Genomic DNA, 18,006 nt, shown 5'->3' with positions numbered 1-18,006 from the left:
TAGGATGAATAGGCTACTTCTCCCCTCGCCTCGATTAAAAAGCTTTTATTTCGAACGGAATTTAACCACGAAAGGTCAACGCGCCCTATTTAACCTTTGAAATAATGCTCCCAATTGGGGCATTATTTTTATATACGAATACAAATGAGAACTTCAAATGGAAACAAACACATCAGATAGAACCTGCGCATGGGCGCTTAAACACGAACTTGAGAGGGAATATCACGATGCTGAGTGGGGGGTACCTGTTTATGATGACCAGGTTTTGTTTGAGTTCATTACTTTAGAGGGGGCTCAGGCTGGCCTTAGTTGGATCACGATACTTAAAAAGCGCGAGGGTTATCGTGCCGCTTTTGACAATTATGACCTTAATAAGTTAGCTGCGTTGAATGAAGACAATGTGCCGAATATTATCGAACACTTCGATGTGGTTAAGCATAAGGGCAAGATTGCTTCGGTATACAACAATGCTCGTTCAACCCTTGAGCTTCAGAAAGAGTTTGGATCCCTATCCAATGCTTTATGGCAGTTTGTCGATAATAAGGTGATTGAAAATCAATGGACCGAGATGTCTCAAGTTCCCGCCTCTACAGAGCAATCCAAAGCGATGAGTAAGTTTTTAAAGAAGAGAGGGTTTAAATTTGTTGGTGAGACAATCTGTTACGCGTTTATGCAAGCAACAGGTATGGTCAATGATCATTTAGTCGGTTGCCCACACAAATAAAGTGTTATTTATTTCAGCGGAACAATCACTTAGAAATTGAAAAATTCATAGCCATTTTTTCATCGCTCTGAGATCTTTAAGTGGATGTGCTTTAAGGTTCAATATTGGCTTTGAAAGCTTCTGGATTATGAAGGCTTCTGGACTATGAGCGGTTTGTATTATGAGCTGAAGTATCTGAATATGAGTAGATACATTTGTTTTTGAGTTATGCTTTAAACAGAAAAAGGCAGGAATATCCTGCCTTTTTTGCATATTAGACCTATCGTTTCAGATTAAATCAGAGCGCTATAACGTTCTAATCCCGCCTCTAGATCAGCAATCAGGTCATCAACATCTTCTAATCCAATATGAACACGTATCAAGGTACCTTCGAAATTAGGATTGGCAACAGTTCTCAAGCTGTCAAAACTGCTTGGTTCGTTAGCTAGAATCAAACTTTCAAATCCACCCCAAGAGTAACCCATACTAAAATGTGTCATTCCATCAAGTAACGCTGTCGTCGCTTTGATATTAGAGTTGTTTAGTACAAAAGAGAACAAGCCATTACCGCCAGTAAAATCTCGTTTGAAGAATTCATGGCCTGGGCAAGACTCAAGAGCAGGATGACGAACATGGTTAACTTCAGGACGACTCTCTAACCATTTTGCGACCTTCAAGCTGCTTTCTGCGTGTTGGCGTAGACGCACATCAAGAGTACGAATGCCGCGAAGCCCTAAATAAGCATCATCAGGTGAGACACATTGCCCCATCAAGTAACTTTGCTCTCTTAGTTGATCCCAGCATTTCTCATTGGCGACTGCCGTACCTAGCATCACATCAGAGTGACCCACGATGTATTTGGTCGCTGCTTGAATCGAGATATCAACACCAAAATCAAACGGTGAGAAGTTCACGCCAGCCGCCCAAGTATTGTCTAGCATAACGATGATGTCATGTTCATGAGCGATACGTGCTAGTGTTGGAATATCCTGCACTTCCATGGTGACAGAGCCTGGAGACTCAGTAAACAGCACCTTAGTGTTTGGCTTGATAAGGTCTTGGATACCTTCACCAATCGTTGGCTCGTAGTAAGTTGTCTCTACCCCCATCTTTTTCATGATGGTGTCACAGAAATCACGAGTAGGTTCGTAGCAGGTGTCAACCATTAAAATATGATCACCTGTTTCTACAAAAGAGAGAATGGCATTCGAAATTGCTGCTGTACCACACGGGTACAGTGCACAACCCGCGCCCCCTTCAACTTCAACCATGGCATCTTGGAAAGCGAAATGAGTGGTGGTTCCACGACGTCCGTAAAAAAGCGTCTTGTTAGCGCGATTAATCGTAGCTTTGCGCTTTTCTTCTACTGAGTTGAAAACGACAGTGGAAGCGCGTTGTACTGGTGGATTAACGACACCATTGGTCCACTTCTTATCACGACCTGCAGTGATGAGCTTAGTGGTTTTGTTCTCGGACATGCTGTGAATTCCTTATCAATCGGTTATGTCCTATTTAAAACATGCGAGTAGCCATCAAAGCAAGAGGGGAGAGAGAGTTTTTAACGTTTTCTTTTGCTTTTTAACTTTTCCTCGATTTGTGATGAAAAGTTAAAAAGCGATCGCAAAGATACTATTCGTTGCCAATGGTGGTCGGCGAGCGAGGAGTATTAAAGCAACGGGTTGAATAAATAGAACAGTCTCTCAAAGAAACGGTTACGTAAATTTCTCTGTTCCCACTGCTCTAATTCCACGGGATGAGATGATTCAATATAGGATTGCTGTAAATCAAACAATTGCTTGGTAAAGTGTACGTCGTCAACGGCAAGGGTTACTTCAAAGTTGAGCCACAAACTACGCATGTCGATATTGACGGTTCCGATCAAGCAAAACTCTTCATCGATCACTACTGATTTGGTGTGAAGAAGGCCGCCATAAAACTCGTAAATTTTCACGCCAGCTTCAAGTAGTTCTGTATAAAAGGCGCGAGATGCCCATTTAACCATTAGTGAATCGTTATTGTGTGGAATGATCAGTTCTACAGTTACGCCGCGTTGAGCTGTCATCTTAAGTGTTTCGAGTAAGTCAGCACTTGGCACAAAATAAGGTGTAGTAATACGTACAGAATGATTCGCTTGATTGATGGCGATGGTCAGTACTTGTAAGATCAAATATTCCGGCATGCCAGGGCCAGACGGCACTACTTGAACCGGATGATGTGTCATGATTTCTTCAACTGGGCATTCAGGTATATCAGGGAGAATGCGTTCACCAGTCTCAACTTCCCAATCCCAGCCATGAATAGCGGATAACACATTAACGGTTGGCCCAGTCACTCTGACCATTACATCAATCCACTGACCAACGCCGGAACTTTGTTTGAAGTGAGCAGGATCGACCATGTTCATTGAACCCGTATAGGCGATAGTCTCGTCAATCACAATGATTTTGCGGTGTTGTCTTAAATCTAGGCGACGTAAAAAAATACGCCATGGGCTCACTTCTAGTGCTTGTACGACTTGAACGCCTGCGTCCTTCATCATTGACTGCCAGTGGCTTTTGAAAAAGCGAGGGCTACCGGCTGAGTCAAGTAGGACCTTAACATCTACACCACGTTTGGCTGCTCGAATAAGAGCTGAAGCTACGGAATCGGTCAGGCCACCAGGGTGCCAAATGTAGAAAACCATCTTGATGCTGGTCTGGGCGTTTTCTATATCTTCGATAATGGCGTGTAGGATCTCATTGGGTGAAGATTGCAGTGAAAGTGTGTTTCCACTAAGCGCAGGAATACCCATTCTGTTATTACAGAGTTCATCGATTTTGTGGATAGGGGATCCCACTTTGCCGGGAAGATGCAGTTGGCAATCATTTAATTGGCGGAACCAGTCACCAAAGGGAGTAAACATACGATGTGCGCGCTCAGCCCTTTTTCGGCCTAGGTTTAGCTCACCAAAAAGGAAGTAACAAGCTACGCCAACAATCGGGATAATGTAGATAACCATTAGCCAAGCAAGAGAAACGCTGACAGAGCGCCGTTTTAGTACAACACGAAACGTCACACCGGCTACGAGAACCCAGTACAAAACAACAGAGGCCAAAGTTAAAAAATGATAAAGCTTATCCACATTGAATACTCGAAAAAAGAGACACTTAGATAGTAATGCTATTTAACGGATATGGGAATTTAAGGAATCAACTATTTACAAAATAGAGCAAAAGCTGTAAATAGGTTAAAGTTGTTAAGTTTTGGTTAACTTAAGAAGAAAACGATTGTTTTGTATGAAAAGTCGGCATTTAACCATAAAAATTTACATCTTTAACGAAATTTGTACGGTATGCACTTCCAATTTTATTCTTAAACTGGTTTACTTGCTAGACAACGAGCGTCAATCAAATCTTTTAGGTGTGTAAATTTATTTATACACCTTCCTTTTAAAGACGCCACCCAAAGCAAAACACAACATCACATAACACAAAAGTTTGGAGTACACGTGGCTACTAGTAATACAACCACAACACCCCGCGATACCTGGGGTTCGAAGTTAGGATTCGTAATGGCTGCAGCAGGTTCTGCTGTTGGCTTAGGTAACATTTGGAAATTCCCATACACAGCAGGTGAAAGTGGCGGTGGTGCATTCGTTGCCATTTACCTGTTTTTTGTAATTTTTATTGGTTTCAGTGTCATGCTGACTGAATTTGCGATTGGCCGTCATACGCAAAAATCAGCAGTAGGTGCATTTAAAACAACTGACCGTCGTTGGACGTTCGCTGGCGTTATCGGCGTATTCAGTGGTCTACTTATCATGGGTTTCTACCCAGTAGTAGGCGGTTGGTCAATCGCATACATCGGTAAAATTGCAGGTGGTCTTCTAGACGCACCAGAAGCAATTGGTGATAGCTTTGGTGGCTTTATCTCAAACCCAGTTCAACCACTAATGTGGATGGGCTTATACCTACTACTTAACGTTGTTATCGTTATGAAAGGTATCTCTGGTGGTATTGAGAAAGCAGGTAAGATCCTGATGCCGCTTCTTTTCATTATCCTTATTGTAGTATCAATCAAAGGCATTATGCTTCCGGGCGCGATGGCTGGTCTTGAGTTCCTATTCAGTCCTGACTTCTCTAAAGTAGACAGCAATGTAATCCTAGCCGCGCTAGGTCAAGCATTCTTCTCTCTAAGTCTTGGTATGGGTTGTATGATGACATACGGTTCTTACCTTAAGAAGAAAGAGAACCTAGTTCAGACAACAGCAATGGTAACCGCAATGGATACTGGTGTTGCTATTCTAGCTGGTGTTGCAATGTTCCCTGCAATGTTCGCATTCGGTATGGAACCTGCAGCGGGCCCTGGTTTAGTATTCGTTGTTGTTCCTCAGCTATTCGCTGAAATGGGCGGCGTAATCGGTCTTCTATTTGCTCTTATGTTCTTCGTTGGTTTGAGTGTTGCGGCACTAACATCTTCAGTATCTCTACTTGAAGTTGTGGTTTCTTACCTAATCGATGAGAAAGGCATGAAGCGTGTAACAGCGGTACTGTCTGCAAGTGTTGTAATGGCGATTCTATGTATCTTCGCTTCTCTATCACTTGGCGGCTTCGGTCCAACACTGTTTGATACTGGCGCGTTCGACATTTTCGACCTACTAACGGATAAGATTTTCCTAGCGGTTGGCGGTATGTTGGTATGTATCTTCGCTGGTTGGAGACTAAACCGTGCAGACCTAGAGAAAGAAATCACTAACGACGGTGAAGTCTCTTTCCCACTATTTGGTCTATGGTACACACTAGTTAAGTACATCATCCCTGTAGCTATCGCAATCGTTGCGTTCATGGGTATCTCTTCTGGCTTCGATAGCGGTAAAGGTGCAATCATGCTACTAGGTATTGGTATCATTGCTGGTTTTGCGCTGATTTCTAAGAAGTTCTAATCGCAAGATAAAGTAATTTGATAAACGGGAGCTCATTAGCTCCCGTTTTTTTATGTCTGGAACTTAATTATCTAAGAAAAATAATTATTAAAGGTATCCGTCTGATAGCCGATATAAATGGAACGAATAGCTGTTAGAGCTATATTTTGATTTAGGTAGGTGTTGTTTGAAATTGTCAGTGAGAAAGAAACTGTATGCCGGTTTTGGCTCTATATTGGCGGTGCTTGTCACGTTAGTCGGTATTGTATGGATGGAAGTGATTGGCGCTCATAAGAGCGCCGATGAGATTAGATTAGATGATGTACCGGGTACCGTTACCTACCTTGTTTTGATCGATGAAGCTGGAGATGTCTATCGAGATGCTCTGGGTGCAATCACTCTGGTCGATAATGCACTCAATGATTATCGAACCAACAAGAACGAATTTACTCAAGCAATCGAACAAGCAAAACGTTTGGAGAGTCGAGGATCTGAAGACCATCGCCGTATTCAGAGAATAGAAGAGCTGATGGGACGTTTTACTCATGAGTTTGAATCGAAACTCGTACCTAAGATCAATAATGAGGCTGCGCTGTTATCCAATATCCAACAGCTTAGAGCCTTGTATGAAAAGAACCTTATCCCCATTGAAAACTTACTTGATCAGGCATCGGCAAGTGAGCGTGCAGATACGGAACAATCACTGCTTACCTTGACGGATTCGTTTACCACTATTGAACAAACCATCATGTTACTGTCTGCCTTTGCGATGGTATTTGGTGGTGTGATTGCATTTGTATTGTCTAGTTCGATTACCAACCGCTTAACTCGCGTTGAACAAGTGGCACGACGCGTAGCAAATGGCGACCTTACTACTGGGGATATTGTTGATGAGTCAGGTGATGAGTTAGCCGACCTAGCTAAGTCAATTAATCAGATGCAGAAATCGCTGGTTGACCTTCTAGGTTCTATCTCTTCGGTGACTCACCAAGTCCAATCAGTGACAGGCGAGTTGTCGTCAATTAGCCAAGACATCGTTTCTGGCGCATCTGCTCAAGCGGACAAAGCAAACCTGATAGCGACAGCGGCTGAAGAACTAAGCTTAACTATTTCTGAGGTAGCACAGCAGGGCACTTCGACTTATGAAGAAGCACGTCGTTCAGAAACTTCGGCTGAAGATGGCCGTAATGTCATCGTCGAAATGGTTGCGAGTATCGAGCAAGTGTCGGCTCAAATGAGTGATATGTCGGTGCAAATGAATACGCTCGGTTCACATGGTGAGCAGATTGGTAGCGTTATTAAAGTGATTGAGGACATTGCTGGGCAAACCAACTTATTAGCTCTGAATGCTGCGATTGAGGCTGCGCGTGCTGGCGAGTTTGGGCGTGGGTTTGCTGTAGTTGCTGATGAAGTGAGAGCGTTGGCAGAGAGAACAACCAAAGCGACACAAGAAGTGTCGGGCATTATTCAATCAATTCAATCTGGTACGCAAGAAGCCGTTACTTACACGCAGGATAACTGTCGGTTAGTTGAGATTGGCGTAGAGAAAAGTTCAGGTGCGGTTTCAGCATTGGAAGCGATTGTTAGCGGCGCTGGTAACGTACAAAGCATGGTCAACTCTATTGCTACTGCAGCAGAAGAGCAGACAGCTGTAACCAAAGAAATTGCAGCGGACATTACGGCAATCAGTGATATATCTGAGCAATCCTTGCAGCTAGCGACGCGCAGTTCTGAAAACACTTCAGGCCTGAACGCTAAGGTTGCTGAGCTCGAAGCATTAGTCGGTAAGTTTAAACTGGCTTAGCGGTTAGTACGTGTTGGATAGAGATTAAAGATTCATCACCTAAACAGTCAGACGAAAAATGAGCCCAATGATTCAATGTTTATTGAGTCGATTGGGCTTTTTCGTAGCTGGAATCTGGGTTCAGACGCGGTATACTCCCCGTTCTACAATGGAGCTAGCCTTTACATGTTCGATATCCTTCTGAACCATCCTGATTTTTTACTTATTAACAAGCACCCTGGCGTCAGCGTTCATAAAGACGATGGCGATACCATGTTGCTTCAAGAAGTTGTTAAAGCGATTAATGAGCCTAAGTTATATCTTGTACATCGCCTTGATAAAATGACTTCAGGTATTCTACTGCTAGCAAAGAGTGCTTCGGCAGCAAGCGAGCTTTCGCAGTTGTTCGCAAAGCGTGAGGTTGAGAAATATTACCTTGCGATTGGTTCTAAAAAGCCAAAGAAAAAGCAGGGTTTGATTTCAGGTGATATGGAACGTTCAAGACGTTCTAGTTGGAAGCTTCTGACATCCAAAGACAACCCAGCGATTACCCAGTTTTTATCGGCAACGGCAGAACCCGGCGAGCGTTTGCTATTATGTAAGCCCTATACAGGAAGGACGCATCAGATCCGTGTCGCGATGAAGTCGATCGGCTCCGCTATTATTGGTGACCCTATTTATAATCCATCGAGTGAGGCTGACAGAGGCTATCTGCACGCTTTCGCGATTCGATTTACCTATCAATCCCAAGCCTACGAATATGTCTGTGACCCGAGGAACCTTGATTCCTTGGGTGAGAAGTGGCATCAAGAAACCGTGTCTAATGGTTTAGACAGTTGGCTTGAACCTTGGTCATTAACTTGGCCAAAGCTAAACACTAAGTGAGTGAAATAATGGAAGCATCAGCTTTACCTCTGTTTTTTAGTCATATTGAACAGCAACTTAATGAAGTACCAAACGAACTACGCCGTATCTTTCATGGTCGTGGTAAGTTTTGGCCTGGTCTAGAACAACTGACATGTGACTGGGTTGATGGACAACTACTGGTTAACGTGTTTAAAGAGGTAGACGGCGAATTCTTGTCATCTCTCAAAGCTGGATTGGTTGAACTCACTAACAGAGATATTTGGCAATCAAAGCATGGCACAAGCATTGTTCTGCAACACCGTTACGCCGATGGTGCGCCTTCAGAGGTTCTATGGGGCGAGTTGAATGACTCTCCGGTTGTGGTCGAGCACGGTCTTAAGTATCAATTAGACATTGGCCGTAATCAGAACTTTGGTTTGTTCCTAGACATGCGTAATGGTCGTCAGTGGGTACAAGATAATGCCAAGGATAAGAATGTTCTTAACCTGTTCGCATACACTTGTGGTTTCTCTGTCGCGGCGATCGCTGGTGGCGCTCGTCAATGTATGAATGTTGATATGTCGCGTGGTTCATTGAATAAAGGCCGTGATAATCATCGTTTGAATGACCACGATATGCGCTCGGTAAACTTCCTTGGTTACGATATCTTTAAGTCGTGGGGGAAAATCAAGAAAGGCGGTCCATACGAGTTGGTTATCATCGATCCGCCATCTTTCCAGAAAGGCAGTTTTGCTTTAACCAAAGATTACAAAAAGATCCTACGTCGTTTGCCTGAACTTCTAACGGAAGGTGGAGAAGTGATTGCTTGTGTTAACTCACCAGCAGTATCACCCAACTTCTTGATTGAAACGATGGCAGAAGAAGCGCCAAGCGTTGAGTTTATTGAACGTTTAGACAACCCGCCTGAGTTTGTCGATGTCGACCTTGATTCAAGCCTGAAGGTATTGAGGTTTAAAATCACGGCTTAAGCTGAAGCTTGATGTCATGATTTAGTGGGCATTATCCATACTAATATAGAAAACGCCGCTCACAATGAGCGGCGTTTTTATAGGTGCAAGAAACTAACTCATTTATTAACTAGCTTGGTTTTTTAGTGTCTGAAAACCAAAATAAATACGCATGAACGTCGTTAGCCAACACGCTGCGCCAAAAATATAGGCAATAACGGCAAAGTGCTGAGGAAAAATACAAAACACAATAAAACAAGCGATAGTTTCTGTGCCTTCGGTTAGCCCAGACATGTAGTACAGAGACTTATGTTTGTAGACTGGGTTCTCGATACCGCGTTTGCCTGCCATCACTGCAAACGCTAAGAAACTACTGCCTGTGCCGATAAATGAAAAGATCAAAAACGCGCCTGCAATGGCATTGTGTTCTGGGTTGGCAACAACAAAGCCAAAAGGGATGAGTGAATAGAATAAAAAGTCCAAGCTGATATCGAGAAAGCCACCAGCATCACTAATTCCTTGGATTCGAGCCAAAGCCCCATCCAGTCCGTCGCAAACTCTATTCAATACAATGAAGCCCAAAGCCCAATCGTATTGTTGTAATGCAAGCGCAGGAAAAGCTAAACAGCCAACCAAAAAGCCAAACAAGGTCGTTTGGTTTGCTGTGATGCCTACTTGATTCAATAGCTTAGCTGATTGGTTAAGTGGCCACTTGATGATCTTGATGGAATACTTATCCAGCATGATGACTTCTCCACGGCCAAGAAAGTACTTGGGCTCCTTTTGGTACATCGGTTTCGTCGTGCGTCACCATCAACGTTGGTATATTGGCTTTGCTGAGTTGCTCAAACACCCAATCGCGAAACTGTGCTCTCAACTCCTGATCTAACTTACTGAACGGTTCGTCAAGCAGAGCTAGTTTTGGCTTAGCTAATAGCATACGAGCTAAGCTTACTCTTGCCCTTTGGCCCCCTGATATTTGGTCAGGGAACGATTCAGCTAAGTGTGTCAGTTCAATATCCTGGAGTGCTTTCATCGCTTGATTTTGACGAGCCGAGCCCCTAATTGAATTTGGAAGTGAGAATGCTAAGTTTTCCCATACCTTGAGGTGAGGGAACAATAAATCGTCTTGAAATAATATCCCAACCTTACGTTGATGTGAGGGGATGTTATCAAGGTGAATGTCGTTTAAAACAACACTCCCGGTATACGAAAACTCGCCATTGAGATGTCCAGCGATGGCATCTAATAAGGTCGATTTTCCACAGCCACTAGGCCCCATCAAAGCCAATACTTGGCCTGATTCTAGCGTTACGTTTAGCGCTGAAAATAGCGAATCGCCTCCTTTTTTATGGATGGCGAGGTCGTTGAGATACAGACTCATTGGTGAGAAAACCTTTAAAAGTAAGACGGCGATATCTAAGCTGAAGTCGACTGACAACTATCGCTAAAGAGAAAAAGAACAGAGGTAATAGAGCCTGCCAGATGGCATAAATAGCGGTTACCCTGCGGTCGAAGCCACTGGTAAGTGCGACAGCTTCTGTAGTAATGGTGCTAATTCTGCCAGCGCCCAACATTAATGTTGGTAAGTACTGAGCCAAACTCACACTGATTCCAACTGCCCATGCAAAAGCAATAGCAGGGAGCAGGATTGGTAGCTTGATTGAGCACCAACTCTGAAATGGTGATTTTCCTAGGCTGAGTGAGGCTTTTATCAAGCCATCATTGAAGCTTTTCCATGGGCCATCCAAAGATAAATAAACAAACGGGAAGGCAAAGAAAACATGAGCCCAAATCACCCACAGCTCGTAAGCACTACTGCCAATATAGAGTGTTGTCACCTGTAGTCCGAATAACACTGAAAGCTGAGGGATTAACATTGGGATCGCGATAATAAAACCTGGCACTTGCCATCTGTGCCTAATTCGATATTCATGAGCAACCAACGCTAGCAATAATGCAACTGACGCTGAAGCAAGAGCAATCCATAAGCTTTGTCCGACGGTACTTAAGATACCGTCCCACTCATACTCCCAAAATTTTAGGCTATATCGGCTTGGCAATAAGTCTGGAAAACGCCAGCGTTGAGCTATGCTCCATATAATCATTAACGGGATAATGAGTAACGATAATGCAGCAAGAATCGTGAAGACTGTTTTTCCTGGTAAGTTAATTCCTGTGCGACCAGAAAACTGCCAAAACTTGAACTGTTTTAGCAATGACCACTCAATCAGTCGTGCTGTAGCAATGATAAGTGACGCCAAAACAAACAAGACAATAGCACCAGCCGCAGCGCGTGGTAATAAGCTCAGATCTGGGTCGTTAAACCACTGCCATACTAATACTGCAAAAGTTGGGGGATTGGTTGGCCCGAGAATCAGTGCAATGTCGACAACCGATAAACTATAAGCGAGTACCGCCAGCATTGGGAAGCGAAGCTTGGTAAACCACTGTGGGAAAATAACCTTCCACCAAATTTGAGAACGACTGTAGCCCAATGAAGCACTGACTTTAGTAATGCGTTCAACATCGATCTGTTGAAGTATCGATAAGCTCATTAGCAATAAAAATGGAATTTCTTTTATTGCGAGCATAATGATCAGCCCGAATGCATAAGGGTCTTTGACCAATAATGCAAGCTCAGAACTGTTGCCAGCTTCTCCGACTAATTGATGTAAAGCTCTGGCGCCAAGGCCGGTAGGGCTAAACAAAAAAGCAAACCCGATTGCAAAAGCAACATGCGGAATAGCGAGCATTGGGGACAACGTTAGCTCAATTTTTTTCCAAAAAGGCTTTCCCCAGGTTGCTTGGATAATACAAAAAGTGAGAAAGCAGGCGATGTAACTGCTCGCAAAAGCAGAAGATAAACTCAGAGCAATAGAGTGCCAAACGCCTTCCCATTGAAAGACTTGTTCAAAACCGTTGAGCGAAGGTTCCACTAGACCCAAGGGCGGGATAAAGCTTAGTGATGAAGCAACCACTCCCGCAACCCCAGGGATCGTTGGGATTATGCACACTGCTATAACAACAAAATATAGGGCGTGTAGCATCAAATTTAGTTACCGTATCGCTTAAGCCACTCTTTCTCGAGTGCAGCTTGCCAACTAGGGTGAGGTTCATCAACCGATTTGAATTGCTGAGTATTTTTAGCGCTGCCAGTTAAGTATTTACTACTTAATACTGAAGGGTCACCCCAAATATTCAGGTCACCTTTACGTGATTGTGCTTCTGGGCTGAGTAAGAAGTTGATGGCTACTTGTGCACCTGCAGAAGAGTTGGCATTCCAAGGGATCGCTAAGAAGTGAATGTTTGAGAGTGCGCCACTCTCTAGCGCATAAGCTTTGGTGCTTTCTGCCAGTTTTCCGCTAGATTGCGCAGAGAACACAGCATTTGGATTGAACGTGATCGCAAGGTCGATCTGCCCGTCATCAAGCAGTTGAATGCTCTCTGATGTACCAGCCGGGAACTGTTTGCCACCACGCCAAGCGACTTTATGGAATTTATCTAAGTAAGCCCATAGTGGAGCGGTAACGGATTGAAAATCGTCTTCTGAAACCGGTTTAGATAGTGCAGGGTTATTGTTGGTCAACTCAATGAGTAGAGATTTGATAAAGCTAGTACCGTGAAACTCAGGTGGTCGAGGGTAACTTAGGCGATTAGGAAAAGCTTGAGCGTAACTCAACATTTCCGAAAATGACTGAGGAGGGTTGTGTAGCGTCTCTTGATCATGGATGAAAACCAGTTGCCCTACACCCCAAGGTGCTTCTAGACCTTCGGTTGGTTCAGAGAAGTCGACATCAATTGGTAGAGATTTATCAACGTACTGCCAGTTTGGAAGTGATTGAGTAAACGGCCCAAAGAGTAGACTATTGTCTTTCATTGAGCGGAAATTTTCACCGTTGATCCAAACAATATCAACACTGCCTTCACTGTTTTTTCCTGCTGCTTTTTCAGCAATCAAACGCGTGGTTGTTTCTGCGATATCGGTTACTTTTACGTGCTTTAAAGTGACACCATACTCATTTTGTAACTGCTTGCCTGCCCACTGTATGTAACGATTGATCTCTTGGCTACCGCCCCAAGCGTGAAAGTAAACAGTTTGTCCTTCTGCTTGCTGTTCAATTTGGTTCCAATTATCTGTTGATGTTACTTCATCAGCATAAATAGTTGCACTGTATGCAACGGTTGCCATGATTCCTAACGTACTTACTATCTTGTTCATAAACTTTTCCATTTGGTAGTGAACGGGCAAGAGCTTTGCTATTTCGAATTCCCTAACAGTTATTCTATCTGTTTCTGAAATAATTTCTAATTCAACAGTGAATTAGAGGCTTCTGCCATCCTAACAACAGACCGTTAAACCAGTGAATTAATTGCACCTAAATGAGAGATTTTTAATGTTTATTGGACGTGAGTACGAAAATTCGATGAGAAGTAAAGTTTTGGTGAAGAAAAGGGCGATTTTAAGCAATAAAAAAGGAGCCGATAAGGCTCCTTTGATCAATGTCTGGTATCGACAGTATTATTGTTAATCGAGGCTAGTTTACCCAATCACGAATGGTGTACGTTAGCGTATGCACGTCGTTTTTCAATACTAGTGTGTCTTTTGTTAGGGTTACGTCACTCCACTCGCTAAGAGTCGCTGAAACCGACTGTTCGATTTCCATTGCAGAGCCGTGACACATCTTCATTGTCATGCCCATTTGCTTAATACGGAACTGGCCGTCTTTCAGCTCGCCTTGGCCAAAGAAGTTGTTACAGCCAGCGATGCCGTTCGCAGTCATCTTTTCACCGATTTCCAGACGAGGAGTCGCTTGGTTTTCGCTTTTCTCAATGTCCTTGCCATCAATTTGAGCAAGTTCCCAGTTATGGTGCTGTAGATCGGTTGGTGTTACTTGCATCGCGTTATCACCTGTTGTTGTGCATGCTGCTAGCAACATAGGTAAAGCGGCTACTGCTAGTAATTTTTTTGAACTAAACTTCATATTAAAAGGCTCCAAAAGAAAAAACGAAGTTACTGAAAAAGGTGTAACTTGATGGGTTCAAAGTATAGTTTACAAAACACTATATGTGTCAGTATAAGGTCATAGTTTAGTATGAATTTTATGAGCGAGGCGACAAATTAATCGCTTACTTTTTAATTAGTAAGCTTAACTTTTATTGTTTCAGGAAGTGAGGAGACATGGTGGAGCAGTTAGAGTTTTTTCAAGTTCCAAGCCCTTGCGTTGGGGCGTGTTCAAGCGATGATAAAGGTTATTGCAATGGTTGCATGCGCAAAAGAGAGGAGCGCTTTAACTGGATGGCGATGACGCCGTCTGAGCAGTTGCACGTTATTAAGTTATGTCGTCAGCGTTATAGAAGAAAAATAATGAAGCAAAAGAACTTAATCGATAGCAAAACTAACCTAGTTAGTAATAAAAATAATACACAGGGTGAGCAAGTTGACGAAGAGGGAAGTACCACTCCTCAAAGAGAACTTTTCGGCTAATGTGGTACTATCAATATTTTATTTAACTCCAAAGCAACTATTACTTTACATAATGGTTGGCGTGTAATATTAAGGTAGGTACCTTTGTACCAGAAGGAGTGATGTCGGTATGAATAAAAAGCACGCAAAACTCAAAAAGAAACCAATCAAAGCATTGGATCGAAAACCTATTGGGGCGAAAGATGACCCTGAACAAAGCGCGCGTGATTGGCATTCAATGACCGAAGAAGAGAGAATGGAAATCCTTTCACATCTTTCAGACATGCCTTTTCAATAACATCACAGATTCTTCAGAACCTCTTCGACAGATTAAAATCGCCTAAAGGCTAAACATGGCTAATAGGTAAACTTATACAAACATGTGATTCGCTTTCGTTACACCACGATGATAAGTACAGAATGTATCATCGGCATCGGTGGTTTTACTGTGAATTTTGATGTTTGTGATGACTTCGACAGCACCGGCATCGTAACAAGCTTGTTCAGCCTTTTTAATTATATCGAGTAGTTGGTTGAGTTCACCTTTCATCGTGGTTTCCAGCGCGCCGATTTGGAAAGGAACATCCGCTGCCTTAACCACTTCAAGTGCCTTATCAACCACTTCGAAATTGTTGCCTTCTTTAACGCGAGGAATCACTTGGAAGGCAACCATCACTTGTTTTTCTCTTTTTAACTCAGACACTTTCTGCTTACTCAATGAGGGGGAATTGTTGCAGATGATAGGTTAATGCGGAGATAAATTCTACAGCGACAAATCTAGTTCATTTGTTGGGTGCTCTTATTGATCAGCTTACCTAATAACATGGGTTTGCCTAATGACACTGCTATTTGCTACCCCAATGATCACTAACCCAACCACCAATATGCTCATCAAAATGACTGCCACTGAATCTGTGGTTACGTTCTACAGAAGTATCACACTCATCTTTGTTATCTATCAGGTTTTGTATGTAGTTTGCCATCGGGTCATTCGAACGTTGACGATCTCGGCGAGTAGCCACTTCCTTAATCAGTTGTAATCGGTATGTAGAGCTTGCACGTTTCATTTCGATGACCTCCCGGTTTTTAGACACTAGTAGAAAAATCTAGTTGCCAAATATAGGGGCGTCAACGTGATCAGAAAGTATTTTTTTTGAGCAACCAAGAATCAATACGTTGGGATCATAATTCACAAAAGTGTCATTTAAAATGGCGCGCAGAGGTGCATTATTCTTCAATAAAAATGCTTATCTCTTCCTAAAATATTTATTGCTCAAGCTCAACAGCGAACGTAAAAACGCCCAGAAAAATTTGGGCGCTTATGGGAGGATTCAATTTAGAACAAGGAACTATTTAGTGTGATTTGGCTTGCTCTTAAATTGCTTCACACTTTTTTTCTTTGCGGTTCTGCGGTTGGCCATTTTGTCTTTGGGCGGGCGCTTACGAGCGGTTGCTTCTGACGCTGGCTTGTCTGTGACAGGGAACCCTTCCAGTGATTGTAACGATAACGGTTTATTGGTCAGAGAACGAATCGCGTTTAAACATTCATTCTCACTGTGACTAACAAGAGATATTGCGACTCCAGCACTTCCTGCTCTTGCTGTTCGTCCAACACGATGTACGTAAGTTGCCGAGTGTGCAGGTAAATCAAAGTTGATCACGACCGGCAGTTGCTCGATATGAATACCTCTAGCCATCACATCGGTCGCAATGAGAACTCGTGTTTCACCATTCTTGAAACTCTCTAGTGCTAAGGTACGTTCTTCTTGGTTCTTGTTTCCATGCAGTGCACAGACACTGATTTTTGCTTTGTTTAAACGTTTGGTTAGTGCGTCAGCGTTATCTTTTGCTCCGATAAACACCAAAACCTGTGACCAATCGTTCTGATTAAGTAGAGCAAGGAGCGCTTGAGCTTTACTGCCTTTGTTCACGAGATAGAGCGTTTCATCAATGGCAGAGACAACGCTATTCTCTTGGTGTGCCGCAATTTTTACTGGATGACTGAGAAGTGCTTCCGCTTGGCTAACCAGTTCTTGGGGAAGCGTAGCTGAAAACAGCGATGATTGACGTTTCACTGGAAGAGCATCAGTAATGCTTTGAATATCGGGCCAGAAACCCATATCGAGCAAACGGTCTGCTTCATCAAGCACCAAAGATACGCAGCGAGCTAACTCAAGCTCCCCAGTTTGGATCACAGCGAGTAAGCGGCCAGGCGTAGCAATAGCAAGTTGCGGTTTCTCTGATAACAGCTGTTGCTGATTATCTATGTTGACACCGCCGCTTAATGTGATGGTTTTAATTGAGAGTTCTGTTGCAATGGGTTCAAGAGCTTCAGCCACTTGTGATGCGAGTTCACGAGTTGGAACTATGATGATGGCTTGCAGTTCATTCAAGTCGATATTGATGTTGTTCAATAAAGGTAAGCCGAACGCCAACGTTTTTCCACTGCCCGTCTGCGCGAGCGCAAGAACATCTTGGCCTGCGACAATCTTGGGTACGGTCGCTTGCTGTATCTCAGTCGGTGTATTGAATCGAGAAGGAATGGCTGCGACAGTTTTTGCGTTAAGGGTTAGTTTATCAAACGACATAAATGAACCAAGTATCAAAGTGGATGTGGAGTCTAACAGGGCTGTAAAAGTTAGAGAATGAGTTTTGCTATCTTCGTGACAAACTTTTCGAGTATAAGTGTGAAAAACGTTCAGGATATTTTATGAGTAATGATTTAGGTTTGGATTTTTGTTTAGATATGATGTTCCGCTCGTAGTATATGACCGACATCTCAGTTTTTGCAGAGTTTTAGGTAATACCAAGCTCCCAGCTCAAATTACTTAAAGTATTCGTTCATTAAGTCGATATAATTAATAGATATTAATGCAATGAATACATCAATTTTAAAGCGTTAACTGAAACTAATCGATAGCTTATTACTGATCAATCAAAAGAGACAGGAGTCACTGATGTGTGAAGAATCGTTCACCCAGAAACGCCAATATTATCGTTTAAAGTACCCTAAAAGGGCACGTCCGGTGATGCGAATTAAGGATGAGCTTTTTCATGTCAGTGAGGTTTCTGAAAAGGGTGTGCGTCTAATGATGCAAAACGTCATTCCTGTTTACCGCGGCTTTTCAATGGCGGGAACGTTAAGACTACACGACAACAATAGTGTTGATATTAGTGGGGCTGTGTTGCGACAAGAGGGCGATGAAGTGATTGTTCAATTGTCTCAAGGCCCAAGCTTCAAAGATATGGTGTCAGAACAAAGGCATATTCGGCAGAGATACCCGGTCTTCTTTGCTAACTTGAGAGTGGCCTAAGCTAATTAGTAGATTAGTAGATTAG

At 43.0% G+C, this 18,006-nt stretch carries 19 protein-coding genes; 8 read left to right on the top strand and 11 right to left on the bottom strand.

Features of this window, described 5'->3' with window-relative positions; genetic code table 11:
- Positions 1 to 157: 157 nt before the first annotated feature.
- Positions 158 to 724: a DNA-3-methyladenine glycosylase I gene (locus L8S15_RS00900; RefSeq protein ID WP_016784623.1), complete on the top strand. Its 567-nt coding sequence runs from the start codon at positions 158 to 160 to the stop codon at positions 722 to 724.
- A gap of 45 nt (positions 725 to 769) precedes the next feature.
- Here the strand turns inward: L8S15_RS00900 and L8S15_RS21800 are convergent, their stop codons facing one another.
- From L8S15_RS21800 to cls, 3 genes are all read right to left on the bottom strand, one after another.
- A complete protein-coding gene (locus L8S15_RS21800; protein ID WP_016784622.1) occupies positions 770 to 976 on the bottom strand; it encodes a hypothetical protein in 207 nt (68 codons plus the stop codon).
- A 20-nt stretch (positions 977 to 996) separates the two neighbouring features.
- Complete coding sequence (locus L8S15_RS00895; RefSeq protein WP_016768580.1) at positions 997 to 2,181, bottom strand: cystathionine beta-lyase; 1,185 nt, start codon at positions 2,179 to 2,181, stop codon at positions 997 to 999.
- Between the two features lie 188 nt (positions 2,182 to 2,369).
- Positions 2,370 to 3,824 carry a cardiolipin synthase gene (gene cls / locus L8S15_RS00890; protein WP_016768581.1) on the bottom strand — a complete coding sequence of 485 codons (1,455 nt, stop codon included), beginning with the start codon at positions 3,822 to 3,824 and terminating at the stop codon, positions 2,370 to 2,372.
- Positions 3,825 to 4,190: 366 nt separating this feature from the next.
- On the opposite strand from cls, the gene L8S15_RS00885 reads away from it, so the two are divergent.
- The 4 genes from L8S15_RS00885 (at position 4,191) to L8S15_RS00870 (ending at position 9,221) form a co-directional block, all read left to right on the top strand.
- Positions 4,191 to 5,624, top strand: coding sequence for a sodium-dependent transporter (locus L8S15_RS00885; protein ID WP_050543975.1), 1,434 nt, complete (start codon positions 4,191 to 4,193; stop codon positions 5,622 to 5,624).
- A 166-nt stretch (positions 5,625 to 5,790) separates the two neighbouring features.
- Positions 5,791 to 7,407 carry a methyl-accepting chemotaxis protein gene (locus tag L8S15_RS00880; protein ID WP_016788787.1) on the top strand — a complete coding sequence of 539 codons (1,617 nt, stop codon included), beginning with the start codon at positions 5,791 to 5,793 and terminating at the stop codon, positions 7,405 to 7,407.
- A gap of 165 nt (positions 7,408 to 7,572) precedes the next feature.
- Positions 7,573 to 8,271, top strand: a complete 699-nt coding sequence (locus L8S15_RS00875) for a TIGR01621 family pseudouridine synthase (protein ID WP_280571907.1) — start codon at positions 7,573 to 7,575, stop codon at positions 8,269 to 8,271.
- 8 nt (positions 8,272 to 8,279) lie between these two features.
- Entirely contained in the window at positions 8,280 to 9,221 is a 942-nt protein-coding gene (locus L8S15_RS00870) for a class I SAM-dependent methyltransferase (RefSeq protein ID WP_280571906.1), read from the top strand.
- 105 nt (positions 9,222 to 9,326) lie between these two features.
- On the opposite strand, the gene L8S15_RS00865 is transcribed toward L8S15_RS00870, so the two are convergent.
- From L8S15_RS00865 to L8S15_RS00845, 5 genes are all read right to left on the bottom strand, one after another.
- Positions 9,327 to 9,944 carry a CDP-alcohol phosphatidyltransferase family protein gene (locus tag L8S15_RS00865; protein WP_010440135.1) on the bottom strand — a complete coding sequence of 206 codons (618 nt, stop codon included), beginning with the start codon at positions 9,942 to 9,944 and terminating at the stop codon, positions 9,327 to 9,329.
- Positions 9,934 to 10,584 (bottom strand): ATP-binding cassette domain-containing protein, encoded by a 651-nt coding sequence (locus L8S15_RS00860; protein WP_016768588.1) that lies wholly within the window; start codon positions 10,582 to 10,584, stop codon positions 9,934 to 9,936. The genes L8S15_RS00865 and L8S15_RS00860 overlap by 11 nt, the downstream gene beginning before the upstream one ends.
- The gene (locus tag L8S15_RS00855) at positions 10,550 to 12,250 is read right to left on the bottom strand and encodes a thiamine ABC transporter permease (RefSeq protein ID WP_016768589.1); all 1,701 of its coding nucleotides are present in this window, start codon (positions 12,248 to 12,250) and stop codon (positions 10,550 to 10,552) included. Before L8S15_RS00855 ends, L8S15_RS00860 begins: the two co-directional genes overlap by 35 nt.
- Before the next feature lie 5 nt (positions 12,251 to 12,255).
- On the bottom strand, positions 12,256 to 13,422 hold the full coding sequence (locus L8S15_RS00850) for an ABC transporter substrate-binding protein (RefSeq protein WP_010440144.1): 1,167 nt from the start codon (positions 13,420 to 13,422) through the stop codon (positions 12,256 to 12,258).
- Positions 13,423 to 13,738: 316 nt separating this feature from the next.
- Positions 13,739 to 14,185: an META domain-containing protein gene (locus tag L8S15_RS00845; RefSeq protein WP_010440148.1), complete on the bottom strand. Its 447-nt coding sequence runs from the start codon at positions 14,183 to 14,185 to the stop codon at positions 13,739 to 13,741.
- A gap of 197 nt (positions 14,186 to 14,382) precedes the next feature.
- Between L8S15_RS00845 and L8S15_RS00840 the strand changes: the two genes are divergently transcribed.
- Positions 14,383 to 14,688 (top strand): DUF1289 domain-containing protein, encoded by a 306-nt coding sequence (locus L8S15_RS00840; protein ID WP_186464700.1) that lies wholly within the window; start codon positions 14,383 to 14,385, stop codon positions 14,686 to 14,688.
- Positions 14,689 to 14,797: 109 nt separating this feature from the next.
- Complete coding sequence (locus tag L8S15_RS00835) at positions 14,798 to 14,965, top strand: hypothetical protein (RefSeq protein WP_010440154.1); 168 nt, start codon at positions 14,798 to 14,800, stop codon at positions 14,963 to 14,965.
- Positions 14,966 to 15,037: 72 nt separating this feature from the next.
- On the opposite strand, the gene L8S15_RS00830 is transcribed toward L8S15_RS00835, so the two are convergent.
- From L8S15_RS00830 to L8S15_RS00820, 3 genes are all read right to left on the bottom strand, one after another.
- Positions 15,038 to 15,340 (bottom strand): thiamine-binding protein, encoded by a 303-nt coding sequence (locus L8S15_RS00830; RefSeq protein WP_146531908.1) that lies wholly within the window; start codon positions 15,338 to 15,340, stop codon positions 15,038 to 15,040.
- Positions 15,341 to 15,512: 172 nt separating this feature from the next.
- Complete coding sequence (locus L8S15_RS00825) at positions 15,513 to 15,734, bottom strand: hypothetical protein (RefSeq protein ID WP_010440159.1); 222 nt, start codon at positions 15,732 to 15,734, stop codon at positions 15,513 to 15,515.
- A 282-nt stretch (positions 15,735 to 16,016) separates the two neighbouring features.
- A complete protein-coding gene (locus L8S15_RS00820) occupies positions 16,017 to 17,255 on the bottom strand; it encodes a DEAD/DEAH box helicase (protein WP_016768594.1) in 1,239 nt (412 codons plus the stop codon).
- Positions 17,256 to 17,624: 369 nt separating this feature from the next.
- Between L8S15_RS00820 and L8S15_RS00815 the strand changes: the two genes are divergently transcribed.
- Complete coding sequence (locus tag L8S15_RS00815; RefSeq protein WP_010440166.1) at positions 17,625 to 17,981, top strand: hypothetical protein; 357 nt, start codon at positions 17,625 to 17,627, stop codon at positions 17,979 to 17,981.
- Positions 17,982 to 18,006 lie beyond the last annotated feature (25 nt).

Origin of the sequence: Vibrio sp. S/42/10, from assembly GCF_029890535.1 — a bacterium.
Taxonomy (GTDB): domain Bacteria; phylum Pseudomonadota; class Gammaproteobacteria; order Enterobacterales; family Vibrionaceae; genus Vibrio; species Vibrio cyclitrophicus.
The sequence above is the reverse complement of the archived record's forward strand: the minus strand, read 5'-3'. Positions and strand labels throughout refer to the sequence as shown.